The organism is Pseudomonas sp. FG86, assembly GCF_057808775.1.
Genome location: NZ_JBMDIS010000029.1, coordinates 17,096 through 33,259, shown reverse-complemented (window position 1 = coordinate 33,259; position 16,164 = coordinate 17,096). Strand labels below are relative to the sequence as shown.

Genomic DNA, 16,164 nt, shown 5'->3' with positions numbered 1-16,164 from the left:
TTCCTCATTTGGCGGGATAGCGCACGGCTGTACCCAAACCCGCCCTAGAGGCGGGTTTTGTTTTTCCGTCTCCAGGGCCCTTTAAGCAAGCCAGGAGACACCCATGAGCACCTGCACAGCGCCCCACACTGCCGACACGGGATTGCTTGAGCACTATGTGAAGAAGATCCTCGCCGCCCCGGTCTATAACCTGGCGCTGCGCACGCCGCTGCAAGCCGCACCGGCGTTGTCGGCATTGCTGGGCAACCAGGTGCTGCTCAAGCGGGAAGACTTGCAGCCGACCTTTTCCTTCAAGATTCGCGGCGCCTACAACAAGTTGGTGCAACTGAGCGATGAGCAGAAGGCTCGCGGCGTGGTGACCGCTTCGGCGGGCAACCACGCCCAGGGTGTCGCCCTGGCAGCGCGCGAGCTGGGGATCCAGGCACGCATCGTCATGCCGTGCACTACGCCGGAATTGAAAGTGCTGGGTGTGCGCTCCCGGGGCAGCGAAGCGGTGCTGCACGGTGCGAGCTTTCCATTGGCCCTGGCCCATGCGCTGCAACTGGCCGAGACGTCCGGTTGCACCTTTGTCTCACCCTTCGATGACCCGGACGTCATTGCCGGCCAGGGCACCGTGGCCATGGAGATCCTGCGCCAGCAGCAGGGCGCGTTGGACGCGATCTTCGTGCCGGTGGGCGGCGGTGGCCTGATCGCCGGGATCGCGGCATACGTCAAATACCTGCGGCCACAGGTGCGCATCATCGGCGTCGAGCCGGAAGGTTCGAGTTGCCTGTTGGCCGCCCTGCGCGCGGGCGAGCGGGTGGTGCTGCCCAGTGTCGACGGGTTTGCCGACGGCACCGCCGTGGCGCAGATCGGCGCATATGGCTATGAAATCTGCCGGGATTGGGTGGATGAAGTCATCACTGTCAGCAACGATGAACTGTGCAGTGCGATCAAGTTGATCTATGACGATACCCGGTCCATCACCGAACCCTCCGGCGCGTTGGCCGTGGCGGGTATTCGTCACTATGTCGGCCAAAACGGCGTGCGTGGGCAGACGCTGGTGGCAATCAACTCGGGCGCCAATATCAACTTTGATAGTTTGCGATATGTTGCTGAAAGAGTGGCCGCGCAGGGAGCTGTTTAACCCCAAGGCCAGGGTTAAACGTTTAATCGAAGCTGTTTGGCGATGATCTAAGTGGTGCTATCAGGGTTTGAACAAAGTTATACAAAATGGCGCCTTGCTTATGAGGAAAGGTTACAACGGCATGGGATTTTGCCGAGTACGCTTGGAAGTTGTAAGCGTCTGCCAGGGTTGGCAAGACGTGGCAGGCACACGCTTGCCAGGCCCATAACAATTGTTGGCAGTCTCATAAAAGGAGCGGTTGGCCATGCTTTCAGATTTAGAACTTCGCAGCATTATTGAAGGAAGTTTCCTGCCTAAACGGTGTGAATGTATCAAAGCCGAAGATGCTTCGTTGACGATCAAGGTCTATGACGACCGCGACCGCGACCGCGTGGACTTGGAGGTCAAAGGTATAAACGCCGACAAACTCGACAGCAGTCGCGCAATTTGCAATCTGATTACTGGATTACGCGAAGACCTGAAGCAGTTACAGGCACCGGTCCTGCAAAGAGCCGCTGGGCGCAGTCACTTCTGATAGTTGGACATGAACGCTGGGCCTGGTGATTGCCAGGCCCAACGCTGTTTATGCCCGCCCATCAATTCTGGAAGTCGCAGGCTTCGGACAGTTTCCGATAGCTGACATCTTCGACTTTGCCCGCCTTGTCCACGAACTTGATATCCGCGTCGATGACCTTGCAGTCATCGGTCGGGGCTTCGTTCATGGCCAGGACCTTGGCGATGTTCATCGGCATGCCGTAATGGTAAGGCACGGGTTTGGCCGCGGCGTCTTGATCGTCGGCCTGGGCCAGACCCGACACCGCTGCCAGCGCCAGTGCGCCGCCGAGCATGAAGGTACGCAGTTTCATGGTGGTTCTCCGCAAGTGGATACACCGTTACCCTCGGCTTGCGGGATTAACCATCGATTAATTTCTGCTTGGCTGACAAAACCTTCATGAATGCGCGGTTCAGCCCAGTTGGTGGCGATACGGCAGGTCCGGCCCGGTCTTGCCGCAGGTCAACGCTGCGGCGCGGATGGCGAAGCCGAGCATGGCGTCGATCTGCACGCGAGTCAGCTGTTGCAAGCCCTCGACCGAATCCAATTGTTGTTCGGTCAGCCAGGCAATCAGCGCGGCCTGGAAGGTATCGCCAGCCCCCACGGTATCGGCCATCACCACCTTGACCGCCGGTGCAGACCAGTTGCCATGCTGGCGGCTGAACACGCTGGCGCCATCGCCGCCACGGGTCAGGAACACCAACTGGCAACGGTGTTGCAGCCAGCCTTGCAGCACGCTTTCCGGCGATTGGTCGGGGTAGAGCAGGTGCAGGTCTTCATCGCTGACCTTGATCAGGTCGGCGTACTTGACCAGTTCCGCCACGCGTTCGCGCCAGAGCTGGATGTCGGGTTGCGGGTTAAGCCGCACATTCGGGTCGAGGCTGATCAGGCGCTTGCCGCTTTCGCGCTTGACCAGGCTCAGCAGGGTGTCGCCAATCGGCTGTACCACCAGGGAGAACGAGCCGATATGCAGGCCGCGTACCTCATCACCGAGGACCGGCAAATGCGCGACTTCCAACAGCCGGTCCGCGCAGCCTTCACCCCGGAAGTTGTACTGCGGTGAGCCATTGGCGCCCACTGCGACCATCGACAGGGTGGTCGGCGCGGCGAATTCCACCAGGAACTGTTCGCTTACGCCTTCCTCTTTCAGCACCTGCAATAAGCGCCGGCCGAGGAAGTCGGTGGACAGCCCGCCAAACAGCCCGGCCTCGATGCCCAGGCGGCGCAGACCCACCGCCACGTTGAACGGCGAACCGCCAGCAATCGCCTGGTAATTGACCCTGGAAGCCTGCCCGCTGGCATCCTCCTCACTGAAAAAATCAAACAGCGCCTCACCGCATACCAGATACATAGTCGTTCGCTCTTAAAGGGTTGCCACATGCTGTTGATAGCGTTCGTAAGCCTGTTGGTAGGCGCTGACACTGGCGGCCACCGGCAGGGTACGGCTGGCCGGATCGACACTCACGCATTTGTCGCACAGGCTGGCCAGGGATTCGCCGGACTGGCTCCACGCCGCCTGGATCGCCGCGCCCAGGGCGGCGGCTTCGCTTTGTTCGGTGCAGATGACTTCGGTGTTCATGATATCGGCGACCATCTGCCGCCACACCGGACTTTTCGAACCACCGCCGATCAGGCGGATGCTTTGGCTTTGCAGGCCGGTCTGACGCAGCAGGTCGAGGCCGTAGCGCAGGCCGAAGGTGGTGCCCTCGACGACGGCGCGGCACAGGTTGGCGCGGGTCAGGTTGGTCATGGTCAGGCCGTGCAGGCTGCCCGTGGCATGGGGCAGGGCGGGCACGCGTTCGCCGTTGAGGAACGGCAGCATGCTGACGCCGTCGGCGCCGATGGGCGCCTGTTCGACCAGGACGTTGAACGTGGTCAGGTCGAGATCGAACAGTTCGCGAATCACCCCGGTGGCATTGGTCAGGTTCATGGTGCAGATCAATGGCAACCAGCCGCCGCTGGATGAGCAGAAGGTTGCGACCGACGCCTGCGGGCTCACATTGGGCTGGTCGGCAAAGGCATACACGGTGCCCGAGGAGCCCAGGCTCATGGTGATCACGCCGGGCGCGATATTGCCGGTGCCGATGGCGCCCATCATGTTGTCGCCGCCGCCGCTCGAAACGATGGCCTCGGGGTTGATGCCCAGGCGTTCGGCGATGGCGGGGAGGATCGTGCCAATGGTGTGGTCGGCTTCGATCAGTTCCGGCAAGGCCGCTTCCAGGCGCCCGCTGGGGTCGATGTGCTTGAGCAACGCCACATCCCATTCACGGGTGCGCACGTTGAAGTAACCGGTGCCCGAGGCGTCGCCGTATTCCGCGACGGCGCGGCCGGTGAGCCAGTAGTTGAGGTAGTCGTGGGGCAGCAGGACGTGGGCGATGCGCGCGAAGATGTGCGGGTGCTGCTCAAGGGTCCACAGCAGTTTCGACACGGTGTAGCCCGGCGCAATCGCCACGCCCAGGCGTTCCAGCGAGCCGCTCTCGCCGCCCAGGTAGGCCAGCAGGCGCTGGTTCTCCGGCGCGGTTTCGGTGTCGCACCACAGCTTGGCCGGGCGCAGCACCTGGCCGCTGTCATCCAGCAGCACCAGGCCGTGCTGCTGGCCGGACACGCCGATGCCGAGGATGTCCTGGCCGTCCACGCCGGCCTGTTGCAGGGCGCGGTGGGTGGCCTCGGTAAAGGCGTCGAGCCACTCCTGGGTGTGCTGTTCGCGACGGCCATTGGCGCCGCTGATCAGCGTATGTGCGGCGGCGCCCAGGCCCAGGACCTTACCGCTGGAGGCGTCGAGGACGATCGCCTTGGTGCCTTGGGTGCCGCAGTCGATGCCGAGGAACAGGTTTTGCTGGGTCATGATGGTTTGCTCAGCAGTGTTATTTTTTTGGATTGGCAACCCGGTCCAGTGTGGGAGGGGGCTTGCCCCCGATGGCTGTGGGTCAGTGAAGGATATTTGACTGACACACCCTCATCGGGGGCAAGCCCCCTCCCACATTTAAACCGGTTTTTTCAGGAGGTGCTTCAGGGTAGCGGTGACGCCGTGGTCGCGCAGGCTCCCATAGCACCGCTCGAACGCTGCCACAAATTCAGGCGAGTTGGGAATAGCCTTGCCGAAAATCTCCTCCACGCCCAGCAACCGCTGACTGATCAGCCCCTCGTCACTCACCAGGCCTTGGCAGAACTCCGCGCGCGGATCCGGGATCTTGTAGCTCACCCCATTCTCATCCACGCCCTTCAAATACAAGGCCCAGGCAGCGACGACCAGCGCCGCGCGCTCCGTCTCGCGCCCATCGGCAATCAGGCGGTTGATGGTCGGCACGGTGAACTTGGGAAATTTCGACGAGCCGTCCGAACACACCCGTTCCAGCTGATCGGCAATCGCCTGGTTGGAGAAACGATCCACCAGGGTCTGCTTGTACTCGGTCAGGTCGATCCCCGGCACCGGCGCCAGGTTCGGCGTGACGTCGAGGTCCATGTACGTGCGCATATACGCGACGAACAGCGGGTCATTCATGGTCTCGTGCACAAACCGATAGCCTTTGAGAAAACCCAGGTAGGTCAAGGCCAGGTGGCTGCCATTGAGCAGGCCGATCTTCATTTCCTCATAGGGCGTCACGTCGTCGGTGAACTGGACGCCGACCTGTTCCCAGGCCGGGCGGCCGTTGACGAACTTGTCTTCCAGCACCCACTGCACAAAGGGTTCGCACACCACTGGCCAGGCATCGTCGATGCCGTGCTCGTCGTGCAGTTGCAGGCGGTGGGCGGTGCTGGTCATTGGCGTGATGCGGTCGACCATGGCATTCGGGAAGCTTACGTTGGCCTTGATCCAGTCATGCAGTTCGGCGTCGTGCAGGGCGGCGAACGCCAGCAGGGCCTTGCGCGTCACGGCGCCGTTGTGCGGCAGGTTATCGCAGGACATCACCGTGAAGGCTGGCGTGCCGCTGGCACGGCGTTGGGTCAGCGCGGCGCAGATAAAGCCGAACACGGTTTTCGGCGCTGTCGGGTGGGCCAGGTCGTGCTGGATCTGCGGCAAGTGGGCCATGAACTCGCCGTTGCTGTCGTCAATGCAGTAGCCGCCCTCGGTGATGGTCAGCGACACGATACGAATGGCTGGGCTGGCCAGTTTGTCGATCAGCGCCTGGGCACCGTCTTCGGCCAGCAGCATGTCGCTGAGGGAACCGATCACACGCACTTCGGTGTCGTCGGTATCGCCCAGTTCATACAGGGTGAACAGGTAGTCCTGGCCGGCCAGGTCGTCGCGCGCCTTGCGGTCCTCGGCGCGCAGGCCGACACCGCAGATGCTCCAGTCCAGGCCAACCCCGGTGTTCATCAGCGCATCGGTGTAATACGCCTGGTGCGCGCGGTGGAAGCCGCCGACGCCAATGTGCGCGATGCCCTGGGTGGTGCTGGCAATGTCGTAGGTCGGCAGTTTCACGTGCGGCGCCAGCCGGTTGAGGTTCTGTTTGTTCAGCTTCATAACGAAATACTCGCGAAATCAGGCGGCAGCGCGCAGTGGGCGGGCCACGGCCACGCCATCGGTGTCGAACAGGTGGCAGTGCGCCGGGTCGAGGTGCAGGTGCAGGGTCTCGCCATATTGGCTGGCCATGTCACCGCGAATCCGCATGGTCAGCGGTTCGCCGTTGGTGGTGTTGACGTGGCAGAAGGTGTCACTGCCCAGGCGTTCCCCGACATCGGCGGTGACGGTCAGGCTGGTCTGCCCTTGCGTGGCGATTTCCAGGTGCTCCGGACGAATACCCAGGGTCACCGCACTGCCTACGCTCAGGCTGGCGCCGCTCAGGGGCAGGCTGATCAGGGTGCCGGCATCCAGTTGCACGTCGCAGCCCTGGCCGTCGACGCGAGTGACCTTGCCCTTGAGAAAGCCCATCTTCGGTGTGCCGAGAAAGCCCGCCACAAACAGGTTGGCCGGCTGGTGGTAGAGCTCCAGCGGCGAGCCGACCTGTTCGATGCGGCCACTGTTGAGCACCACGACCTTGTCGGCCAGGGTCATGGCCTCGACCTGGTCGTGGGTCACGTAGATCATGGTCGCTTGCAGTTCTTTATGCAGGCGCGCCAGTTCCAGGCGCATCTGTACGCGCAGCGCGGCGTCGAGGTTGGACAGCGGTTCGTCGAACAGGAAGATCTTCGGGTTACGCACAATCGCCCGGCCAATCGCCACGCGCTGGCGCTGGCCGCCGGACAGTTGCTTGGGCTTGCGCTCCAACAACGGGCCCAGCTCCAGGATGCGCGCCGCTTCGTTGACCTTGCTCTCCACCAGCTTCTTGTCGACGCCGGCCAAATCCAGGGCAAACGACATGTTCTTGCGCACGCTCATGTGCGGGTACAGCGCGTAGGTCTGGAACACCATCGCCAGGTCGCGCTTGGCGGGGGTGACTTCGGTGATGTCGCGGCCATCGAGTTCGATGGTGCCTTCGCTGACTTCTTCCAGGCCGGCGATCAGGCGCAGCAGGGTCGATTTACCGCAGCCCGAGGGGCCGACGAAGACCACGAATTCCTTGTCGTGCACTTCCAGGTCGATGCCCTTGATGATGGAGAAGCCTTCGAAGCCTTTTTGCAGATTCTTGATTTTCAGGTTGGCCATGGGATGGGCCTCCTCTTTTAATTTTTATGGAAACCGTTATTTCACGGCGCCGAAGGACAGGCCGCGCACCAGCTGTTTCTGGCTGATCCAGCCGAAGATCAGGATCGGCGCACAGGCCAGGGTCGACACGGCAGACAATTTGGCCCAGAACAAGCCTTCGGGGCTGGAGTAGGAGGCAATCAGCGCGGTCAGCGGCGCGGCACTCGACGAGGTCAGGTTCAACGACCAGAACGCCTCGTTCCAGCACAGGATCAGCGACAGCAGCACGGTGGAGGCCAGCCCGCCCTTGGCGATCGGCAGCAGCACCCGCACCATTTCCTGCCACAGGGTGGCGCCATCGAGGCGGGCGGCTTCGAGGATGTCTTTCGGGATGTCCTTGAAGTAGGTGTAAACCATCCACACCACGATCGGCAGGTTGATCAGGGTGTAGATGATGATCAGCGCGATGCGCGTATCCAACAGGCCAAAGCTCTTGGCCAGCAGGTAGATCGGCATCAGTACGCCTACCGGGGGCAGCATTTTGGTCGACAGCATCCACAGCAGGGTGCCTTTGGTGCGCTGGGTTTCATAGAACGCCATGGAGTAGGCGGCCGGTACCGAGATCAGCAGGCACAGGGCCGTGGCGCTGAATGAGATCACCACTGAGTTCCAGGCGTAGGCGAAGTAGTTGCTGCGTTCGTTGATGTGCAGGTAGTTCTCCAGCGTCGGCGTGAAGATGAACTGCGGCGGCGTGGCGAACGCGTCGATTTCGGTCTTGAAGCTGGTCAGCACCATCCAGAAGATCGGGAAGAAAATCAGGATCGCGATGGCCCAGGCCAGGGTGCCGAGCAACAGGCTTTGCAGGCGGCGGGATTGTTGGAGTGTCATGGCGCGGCCCTCAAGGCTTGTCAGTCAGGTTTTTGCCGATCATCCGCACCAGGATGATCGCCGCGATATTGGCGATGACCACGGCAATCAAGCCGCCGGCCGAGGCCATGCCGACGTCGAACTGCACCAGCGCCTGGTTGTAGATCAGGTAGGCGAGGTTGGTCGAGGCGTAGCCGGGGCCACCGTTGGTGGTGGTGAAGATTTCGGCGAATACCGAAAGCAGGAAGATGGTCTCGATCATCACCACCACCGCTATCGGGCGGGCCAGGTGGGGCAGGGTCAGGTGCCAGAAGATCGCGATGGCGCCGGCCCCGTCCAGGCGCGCCGCTTCCTTTTGTTCCTGGTCGAGGGACTGCATGGCGGTCATCAGCAGCAGGATCGCGAAGGGCAGCCATTGCCACGACACAATGATGATGATCGACAGCAGCGGATAGTGCGCCAGCCAGTCCACCGGCTCGGCGCCGAAGAACTTCCACACGGCCGCGAGAATCCCCGACACCGGGTGGAAAATCAGGTTCTTCCAGATCAGCGCACCGACGGTGGGCATGATGAAAAACGGCGAAATCAGCAGCACCCGGACAATGCCACGCCCCAGGAACTCACTGGCCTCCAGCAGGGCACTGATCAGCACGCCGAATACCACGCTGATCAGCAGCACGCTGCCTACCAGCAACAACGTATTGGTGGCGCCGGGCAGGAAGCCCGAGTCGGTGATGAAGTAAGTGAAGTTTTCCAGCCCCACGAACTGGTTTTCGCCAGGGTAGAGCAGGTTGTAGCGGATCAGCGAAAAGTACAGGGTCATGCCCAGCGGCACGATCATCCACAGCAGCAGCAAGGCCACCGAGGGGCTGACGAGAAACCAGCCGGGGTTGGCCAGGCGGTTTTTGGTGGGTGTATTCATGGTGATCAAGACCAGTCAGGTACATACAGAGCGAGAGTCGAAGCGCGGTCAGTGTGGGAGGGGGCTTGCCCCCGATGGCGGAGTGTCAGTCGATGAATCAGTTGGCTGATCCACTGCCATCGGGGGCAAGCCCCCTCCCACATTTGACTGTGGTGGGCCTGGGTTACTTGGGGTAACCGGCCCGCTTCATTTCACGCTCGGTGGTGGTCTGCGCGGCGGTCAGTGCAGCATCGACCGTTTGCTGGCCGGTCAACGCGCCCGAGAAGAACTTGCCGACCTGGGTACCGATCGCCTGGAACTCAGGAATGGTCACCAGTTGGATACCGATATACGGCACCGGCTTGAGGGTCGGCTTGGTCGGGTCGGCGACTTTCAGCGACTCCAGGGTCACCTTGGCGAACGGCGCGGCCTTCATGTACTCGTCGCTGTAGGTCGACTTGCGGGTACCTGGCGGTACGTTGGCGATGCCGTCGGTCTTGGCCACCAGTTGGCTGTATTCCTCGGAAGTCGCCCAAGTGGTGAAGGTCTTGGCGGCGTCCTTGGCCTTGGAACTGGTCGGGATGGCCAAGGACCAGGAGTACAGCCATGAGGTGCCTTTGTCGGTTTTTTCGTGCGGGGCAAAGGTGAAGCCCACATGATCGGCCACTTTGCTTTGGGTCTTGTCGGTCACGAACGAGCCGGCGACGCTGGCGTCGACCCAGATTGCACACTTGCCGCTGTTGAACAGCGCCAGGTTTTCGTTGAAACCGTTGCTGGAAGCACCCGGCGGGCCGGATTTTTTCATGTTGTCGACGTAGAAGGTCAGCGCGTCCTTCCACTCAGGGCCATTGAATTCCGGCTGCCACTTCTCATCGAACCAGCGCGCGCCGTAACCGTTGGCCAGCGTGGTGATCAGCGCCATGTTCTCGCCCCAGCCGGCTTTGCCGCGCAGGCACAGGCCGTATTGCTCTTTGCTCTTGTCGGTGAGTTTGGCCGCGTATTCGCCGATCTGGGTCCAGGTCGGATGCTCAGGCATGCTCAGCCCGGCATTTTTGAACAGGTCGGTGCGGTAATAGGTGATCGAACTTTCGGCATAGAACGGCAGGGCATACAGCGAGCCCTTGACGGACAACCCGTCACGCACGGAAGGGAACACATCGTCCAGGTTGTAGGAGGCCGGAAGGTCTTTCATCGGTTCCAGCCAACCCTTGGCGCCCCACAGTGCAGCTTCGTACATGCCAATGGTCAATACATCGAACTGCCCGCCTTGGGTGGCGATGTCGGTGGTCAGGCGTTGGCGCAACACGTTTTCTTCCAGCACGACCCAATTCAGCTTGATCTCCGGGTGCGCGGTCTCGAAGGTTTTCGAGAGCTTTTGCATGCGGATCATGTCGCTGTTGTTGACGGTGGCAATGGTCAGGGTTTGCGCGCCGAGGCTGACGGCGCTGAGGGTCATGCAGGTAGTCATGCAAGTGGAGACAAGCAGTGCTTTTGCTGGGAACTTCATCGCGCACTCCATTTCTGCGCCCAGGGGCTACAGAAGGACAGTTATTGTTGTTGTGTCTTCCCGCAAGGAGCCAGGAAGAGTGTGCGTTGATTACAGCCCTCAAACGGGGTGGTGACAAATCCTTGGGAACACTGGGACTGATACTTTTTTGCACTGTGATTGTCCGCTCGCCGAAAAAACGGCCCTTGGTGGGTTTTGGATGCCCCGGCACCACTGCAGGACTCGGCAGTGCCGGAGCTTAGGGCTTATGGTGTGACGCCCTTGCTTGAGGCCGCGAACTTGATCGGCCTGTAGTCGATGGGCACCGTCAAATAGACAGGGGCTGTTTGCGTTCCTATATTAACTTCAATCATCTCGCCTACGTTTTTTTCTAAGTGGATTTCGGCGCTGTTTGTGCGAAAGAAATTATTCAGTTGAATGTTGCTTAGATACTCAATATTTTCTTCACTCTCTCGTGGGAACTTTGTTCTGAAATTGTTTCGTATGGCGTTGTACTGTTGCCTAATATCTACGCTGCCTGTTGTTGCCGAGATTACCGGGCCTTCAAAGCCTTTGACGGGGACCCCCGTTATAGCGTTCAGCTCAGCAGCAAAAGAGTGTTCGCCTCCACTTGCTGAAAAGCAAATGATGGTGCGGACATTTTCGAACTGACGAATATCAACGCCTCGCTCAAGGAGTTTTTGATTAATTTCGGCAGCGGAATAGCGTGTGCCGTTTTCTCCGGCGACTTGGATTGGAGTGCCCAGTACATCTGGTTCCGGAGCATGCCCAAAAATATTGAGCCGGGGGTTTCCTTTGTAAGTGTCTACATAGGTCTGTACCGCTCCATCAATTGGCGTGAGGGTTTCAATGGCCCCTCCCAGTCGTATTCTACCGATGCGATCACTGCCTTCGGGCAATACCCATTCCAGAGCAGCCCCTTCTGCTTGCATTGTCTTGGCGTTGTAGGCGTACCGTTCACCATCCTTGGCAATTGTGGTGAGTTTGACACGCTGTCCTTCGCCAGGACGAATGACCGTGCGATCAGCGACTGTTGCCTCCGGGATGACTAGTTGGCCAGCCTGTTCGCCCAGATGAATGCCCTGTAATCGGTTGATTGAGTTGAATGATTTTGAAGCGTTCGTGGCAGTGATGTCCCTGAGCGCAATGTTTTCGGCTTCTTTAGCACCAAACTTCTCGATAAAACCCGCAGCCACCTTGCCAGCCGCCCAGGACGCGGCAGATTTTGTCAGGCCCCACAGCTTGCCGGCGCCTTCTGTGGCAAGCGTGATCGCAACATCAATGGCAAGGTCTACACCCGCCTTCAGGAACTGGCCGTGATAGAGGTCTTCCAAGCTGCTGGCGCCCGGCAAGGAGTGCCAAAGGGCTTTGAAAAAGTCGCTGGGCTGTGTCGCCGTTTCAAGCGTATTGCTGGACCAATTGCGGTGAAGGTTCACAAACTCGGTTTTATTCAGGTAAGTCGAGTCGATCATGACGCTGGCAAGTTTAGATATTCTGCCGTCCACATAGCCGGGAGAAAATGCGTCATTTTCTTTGTGGGCAGGGAAGGATACCTCCAATGGCCATGGCTCATTGTTGTCATCCAGTAAGTGTTGATCGGTGGTGCGCAATACCACATCTGATTGAGTCCCAGGTTTGGGCTCAGTGCCGTTTTTGAAAGCAGCGGCGTCGATTTCAAGGCTGACGGTTTTACCCAATGGCGTGGAGGGATCGATGTCGGCAATTCTTACAATCTGGCCCCTGGACGGGTAGGCCGCAAAGTCTCTTCTGACCCCATTGTAGTTAGACGTGATCACCATGCCACTGCCACTGGTGCCGCCGTCAACATTTAAAAACTCTACGGCGCCATAGATGAGGCTTTTGCGCTCCTCTACAGGCATCTTTCTGATCATATCCTTGAACAGCGTAGCGGTATGGCGCCTGCGCAGGTTGAAGTCTTCTTTTATAGCCTTGTTGAATTCATCGTTGATAACCGGGAACCCAGGCTCTGTGGCTTTGCTACGCAGGCTGGCGAAATCCACATGATTGCCTTCCTGCATCCAGCTTTCATCCAGCCTGCCTGCTTCATAGATTTCTACGAGACTATAGTGGCGACCGCTGATGATCCCGGCGAACTCGTTTTCCAGCATAAATCGTTTTTCATAATCGATAGTGGGACCGAACTTTTCTTTCAGCACCTTGAGCGCCATGTCCCGTCTATTGGGCGCTTGGTTCGTGCTTAGCCAGCGGATCGCTTCGGCGGTGTTAGCGACCTGTGACTGGAGTTTTTGTTGGCTGTCTCTTAACTGTTCCAGGGTGTAGTTGTTCTTATCGACGTTGTTGTTGAGAGCGGCCCAATCCAGTAACGGGTTCATCTGTGCGTAGCTTTGGATTTGCGTTTCCAGTGTTGAAATAGGTTGGATCTTGTAATGATCCATGACCTGTTGGTAAGTCATGTTCGTGGTAGCGCCGGGGGCCGCCCATTCGATTTGGTTAACCGCTGCCGTAAAGTTGAACCACGCAGGTGAACCGAGCGTTAGTTCTTTCGGTACGTCTTTGACCAGCAACTGCGGCGCCGCCCCTGACAGCAGCAAGTGCGAAGCGATAGGTGCCAAGTCGCCAGGTATGTTTTTCTGGGTTGCCAGGTATAGATTGAATCGGTCGTGGATAGAAAGCGTGCTGCGCCCAGAATTGTCGATGCCCATTAAATCAACACCGGCAACCGTCTTATGTTGAGTGCCAGCCGTGGGATCAAGCTCCAGCACCAAGGCAGTCAGAAGCCACTGTTTCAGGCTGGTCGGGGTTGACGCCCCCTTCATCTTGGTTTGCAGGCCGGTGGCGAGTTCAATCGCTTTGTCGCTGGCAAGCAGCTGTACCAGCGCCTCTTTAGGATCGGTACTGATATTGTCGACGTGAGCGCTCAAATAACTTATGAGCGTGGCGAAGTCACCAATGGAGGCCTTTACATGTGCGGTCACCGCGCTGCGCTGTTCTGCACTCAATGGGAGGTCGGTGGAGAGGAAACCCCAGTGATTACCAAGGGCAGGGGACTGCGGTAGCGGTGTGCGCAATGCCAATAACAGGTTGTCACTTTCTGCCTCCCACTGCGGAATATTCCAGCCGTTCTCAGCAAGGAAGGCCGTTGCTGTTTTAAGCCCCTTGGGTTGATGAGAGGAATCTTCATCGACGACAAAACGTCGGGCGTCTTCAGTGTCGTCGCGATTGATGATGCCAATTTTCAACTGATCGATTAATGCATACCGGTCGTTGCTGTTTCCCAATACCGTTCTCTGGCGGTTCAGCCAGTTCACGACTTTTTCCGGGTGCTCAGGTGGCTGCGGGAATTGCTGCGTGCGGCCCATCAGTTCCGTCTGTTGCGCGAACGCGGGGCTGCTGTAGTCGTTGCTGATGCCATAAAAACTGCCCACCCATTCGAAGGGCATGCTGTTGTTGGGCTGGACCAGCGCGATTGTTTTTCCATGGGCAGTGAATACGGCCGCGGCGTTCAATACCGGTGCAAGTACATCGAAATGCTCCGGGTATTTTTGCGCAAAGTCAGTGGCGGTAAAGCGCTGCTCAAGGCCATTGACCTTACCGATCAAGGCGTTGTCCGTGGGGTCAAAGCGCAGTGAGGTCAGGTCGATATTCTGTTTCTGGGCCCATTCGGTAAAACCACGCCCTTTCAGGGCCTTGTCCAAGTACGCTCGCCATTGTCCGATCAGGCTGTTGGCCGGGATCGATTCAACCATTTTCGAGGCCACCTGGTTCGGGGCGTTCTTGAGCTCAAGCATCACGCCATGCACCGCGGCGGCCAGTGCGCTTTCGGTGCTGGCCAAGGCATCTTCGGGCGTGTCTGGACCTTGTTCAGGCAGAGCGGCGGTGTCGGTGTCCTGCATGCGGTTTTTGACCGCCGCCGCCAGGGTTTCAAGTGGCGAAAGGTTCAATGTCTTTGCGCTGAGCTGTAAGGCGACTGCCTGCTGCGTCTCCCGCACGCTGCGCGAGCGAGCATCGTCGGTCGGGGCGGCGACCAGGGCCTTGAAGCCGTTGTCTCGGGTGATTTGCGCACTTCTGCTCAGATGGGCTACACGTGATCTTTGCTGCCAGCCATCCTGAGGGAAACCATTGGGTGGAAGTGGTTCTTCGGCGTAAAAACGCAGTACTTCTGGCAGCGTTGCAGGGTTTGCGCCGGGGTAATCAACGTAGTCGCCCGAGCCTGTCGCCATCTGCTTCACCGCGGGTTCCACGTCTTGCCAGACAGAGGCCCAATCTGAAATGGCGTTGACAGGGAAGGTGGTGTCGACACCCTTGACTTTACCCTTCAAGGTCCCGTCGTCCGATTTGATCCGGATGCTCGACAGGTCAAGGTTGTTTTCCCGCACAAACGTCGTAAACGCCGGGCTGTTCAGCGCATCCTTGAGGTTATTGCGGACCAGGTTAAACGTCGAATACTCAGGCAGTTTTTCAATCGTGTTTGCAAACGCCTGCCCCAGCGCCTGGCTGCACAGGTGGGCCAGGGCCTGGTCGGCGTCCTTGACCTTTTGTGTCGCCGGCGTGGGCGTGAAAGCCGCCAGCAGCCGGCTCAACTGTGGCGTGGGCAGCTTCGCGACCTGTTGCTTGGCCTCTCTCTGGCGCTGCTGAACCGGGGCGAATTGAGCCGCGTAGTAACTGTCGGTGTTACTGATCGAACTGAAGTTTTGCTCTTTCAGCAGTTGGTCGATCGTGAATAATCGGTCGTCACTGTTGAAGCGGCTGTTGCGCACTAAATAAAAGGCCGCGACATCCTCCGCGGGTGCATGCCCGCGGTCGTGGAAACTAATGTCCCCGCCCAGTTTGTTGGCCGCGGCTAAAACGGCAGATGACGCGGCGGCCCAGTCGGGATCTTGCTTCAAAGAAAAGCTGACGGTTTGATTGTTCTTTAACCCGCTCAGGTCTCCGTTGGTTTTAACGACCAGGCTGGAAACATCAATACCCTTGGCTTGGGCAAAGGTTTTGAAAGGCTGCGCGTCGAGCGCGTCAGCCAACGCGTTCCAGGCCAGGCCGAATGTAGAACCGTGCGGGACGGCAATCTTTTCCTCTCCAAAGCCGGAGCTCCGGTTTGCATCGACCCATCGTCGGATCAAATGATTGGCGAAATTGATCGACAATTGCCGGTCGCCGTCTTCCACCAGGGCATTGGCGAACTGAGTGGTTGAGGTGTTCCCGGCGTCTTGCGCAGGACCTGGGTTCTGCAGTTCCCGGCGTGCTCGTGACAAGACAGGGGGAGGGGGCGAGGCGGGTTGTGATGGGGTTTGGAGTATGTCGTGAATGAGCTGGGTGTAGGTTTTCTGCGGATTCAGCGCGCTTGGCTGGTTCAGGTGTCGCTCGACTTCATTGCGCAGTATTTCGCCTGTGAGTGGCGGACGGCTGCTGTTTATCAACTGGCTGATCTGCGCGGCCAGGCTCGGTCGTTCTTCTGTCATCGCGTACCTGAGCAGGTGCACGATGCGCTGCCGGGCGTGTGGCGGTATATCGCCGGCTTGCACGGACGCGAGGAGAGCCGGGTGGTTGTTCATCTGATTATTAAACAGCGTGATGACGTGCGAGGCCACCGAGTACGCAGGTTTTGTGGGGGCGCTCATGTCGTTTGAGCCGGTGATGGCGGCGGGAGTAGGTAGCCGCTGAACGTTGATCATGCGTAGCCCTTTTA

The 16,164-nt window shown here is 59.2% G+C and carries 10 protein-coding genes and 1 pseudogene; 2 read left to right on the top strand and 9 right to left on the bottom strand.

Annotated features, from left to right (window positions below):
• Positions 1–103: 103 nt before the first annotated feature.
• A pseudogene (gene ilvA / locus ACODSV_RS19175) lies at positions 104–1,102 on the top strand (threonine ammonia-lyase, biosynthetic); the annotation flags it as partial.
• Between the two features lie 268 nt (positions 1,103–1,370).
• Positions 1,371–1,640 carry a DUF1652 domain-containing protein gene (locus ACODSV_RS19170; protein WP_150054694.1) on the top strand — a complete coding sequence of 90 codons (270 nt, stop codon included), beginning with the start codon at positions 1,371–1,373 and terminating at the stop codon, positions 1,638–1,640.
• A gap of 61 nt (positions 1,641–1,701) precedes the next feature.
• Here ACODSV_RS19170 and ACODSV_RS19165 read toward each other — a convergent pair whose 3' ends face one another.
• From ACODSV_RS19165 to ACODSV_RS19125, 9 genes are all read right to left on the bottom strand, one after another.
• On the bottom strand, positions 1,702–1,971 hold the full coding sequence (locus ACODSV_RS19165; RefSeq protein ID WP_024075142.1) for a DUF2790 domain-containing protein: 270 nt from the start codon (positions 1,969–1,971) through the stop codon (positions 1,702–1,704).
• Positions 1,972–2,070: 99 nt separating this feature from the next.
• Positions 2,071–3,009 (bottom strand): carbohydrate kinase family protein, encoded by a 939-nt coding sequence (locus ACODSV_RS19160; protein ID WP_150054693.1) that lies wholly within the window; start codon positions 3,007–3,009, stop codon positions 2,071–2,073.
• 12 nt (positions 3,010–3,021) lie between these two features.
• Complete coding sequence (xylB, locus tag ACODSV_RS19155) at positions 3,022–4,503, bottom strand: xylulokinase (protein WP_150054692.1); 1,482 nt, start codon at positions 4,501–4,503, stop codon at positions 3,022–3,024.
• 138 nt (positions 4,504–4,641) lie between these two features.
• Positions 4,642–6,123 (bottom strand): mannitol dehydrogenase family protein, encoded by a 1,482-nt coding sequence (locus tag ACODSV_RS19150; RefSeq protein WP_150056530.1) that lies wholly within the window; start codon positions 6,121–6,123, stop codon positions 4,642–4,644.
• Between the two features lie 18 nt (positions 6,124–6,141).
• A complete protein-coding gene (locus ACODSV_RS19145) occupies positions 6,142–7,245 on the bottom strand; it encodes an ABC transporter ATP-binding protein (protein WP_024075146.1) in 1,104 nt (367 codons plus the stop codon).
• Between the two features lie 36 nt (positions 7,246–7,281).
• On the bottom strand, positions 7,282–8,112 hold the full coding sequence (locus ACODSV_RS19140) for a carbohydrate ABC transporter permease (RefSeq protein ID WP_005788583.1): 831 nt from the start codon (positions 8,110–8,112) through the stop codon (positions 7,282–7,284).
• A 10-nt stretch (positions 8,113–8,122) separates the two neighbouring features.
• Positions 8,123–9,013: a carbohydrate ABC transporter permease gene (locus ACODSV_RS19135; protein WP_024075147.1), complete on the bottom strand. Its 891-nt coding sequence runs from the start codon at positions 9,011–9,013 to the stop codon at positions 8,123–8,125.
• Positions 9,014–9,176: 163 nt separating this feature from the next.
• Positions 9,177–10,460 carry an ABC transporter substrate-binding protein gene (locus tag ACODSV_RS19130; protein ID WP_190300912.1) on the bottom strand — a complete coding sequence of 428 codons (1,284 nt, stop codon included), beginning with the start codon at positions 10,458–10,460 and terminating at the stop codon, positions 9,177–9,179.
• A gap of 284 nt (positions 10,461–10,744) precedes the next feature.
• Positions 10,745–16,150: a hypothetical protein gene (locus tag ACODSV_RS19125; protein WP_150095149.1), complete on the bottom strand. Its 5,406-nt coding sequence runs from the start codon at positions 16,148–16,150 to the stop codon at positions 10,745–10,747.
• Between the last annotated feature and the right edge of the window lie 14 nt (positions 16,151–16,164).

Excerpts from the sequence above, each read along its gene's own strand:
- ACODSV_RS19170 (WP_150054694.1), top strand. The coding sequence starts at position 1,371 with ATGCTTTCAGATTTAGAACTTCGCAGCATTATTGAAGGAAGTTTCCTG.
- ACODSV_RS19165 (WP_024075142.1), bottom strand. The coding sequence starts at position 1,971 with ATGAAACTGCGTACCTTCATGCTCGGCGGCGCACTGGCGCTGGCAGCG.
- ACODSV_RS19160 (WP_150054693.1), bottom strand. The coding sequence starts at position 3,009 with ATGTATCTGGTATGCGGTGAGGCGCTGTTTGATTTTTTCAGTGAGGAG.
- xylB (WP_150054692.1), bottom strand. The coding sequence starts at position 4,503 with ATGACCCAGCAAAACCTGTTCCTCGGCATCGACTGCGGCACCCAAGGC.
- ACODSV_RS19150 (WP_150056530.1), bottom strand. The coding sequence starts at position 6,123 with ATGAAGCTGAACAAACAGAACCTCAACCGGCTGGCGCCGCACGTGAAA.
- ACODSV_RS19145 (WP_024075146.1), bottom strand. The coding sequence starts at position 7,245 with ATGGCCAACCTGAAAATCAAGAATCTGCAAAAAGGCTTCGAAGGCTTC.
- ACODSV_RS19140 (WP_005788583.1), bottom strand. The coding sequence starts at position 8,112 with ATGACACTCCAACAATCCCGCCGCCTGCAAAGCCTGTTGCTCGGCACC.
- ACODSV_RS19135 (WP_024075147.1), bottom strand. The coding sequence starts at position 9,013 with ATGAATACACCCACCAAAAACCGCCTGGCCAACCCCGGCTGGTTTCTC.
- ACODSV_RS19130 (WP_190300912.1), bottom strand. The coding sequence starts at position 10,460 with ATGACTACCTGCATGACCCTCAGCGCCGTCAGCCTCGGCGCGCAAACC.
- ACODSV_RS19125 (WP_150095149.1), bottom strand. The coding sequence starts at position 16,150 with ATGATCAACGTTCAGCGGCTACCTACTCCCGCCGCCATCACCGGCTCA.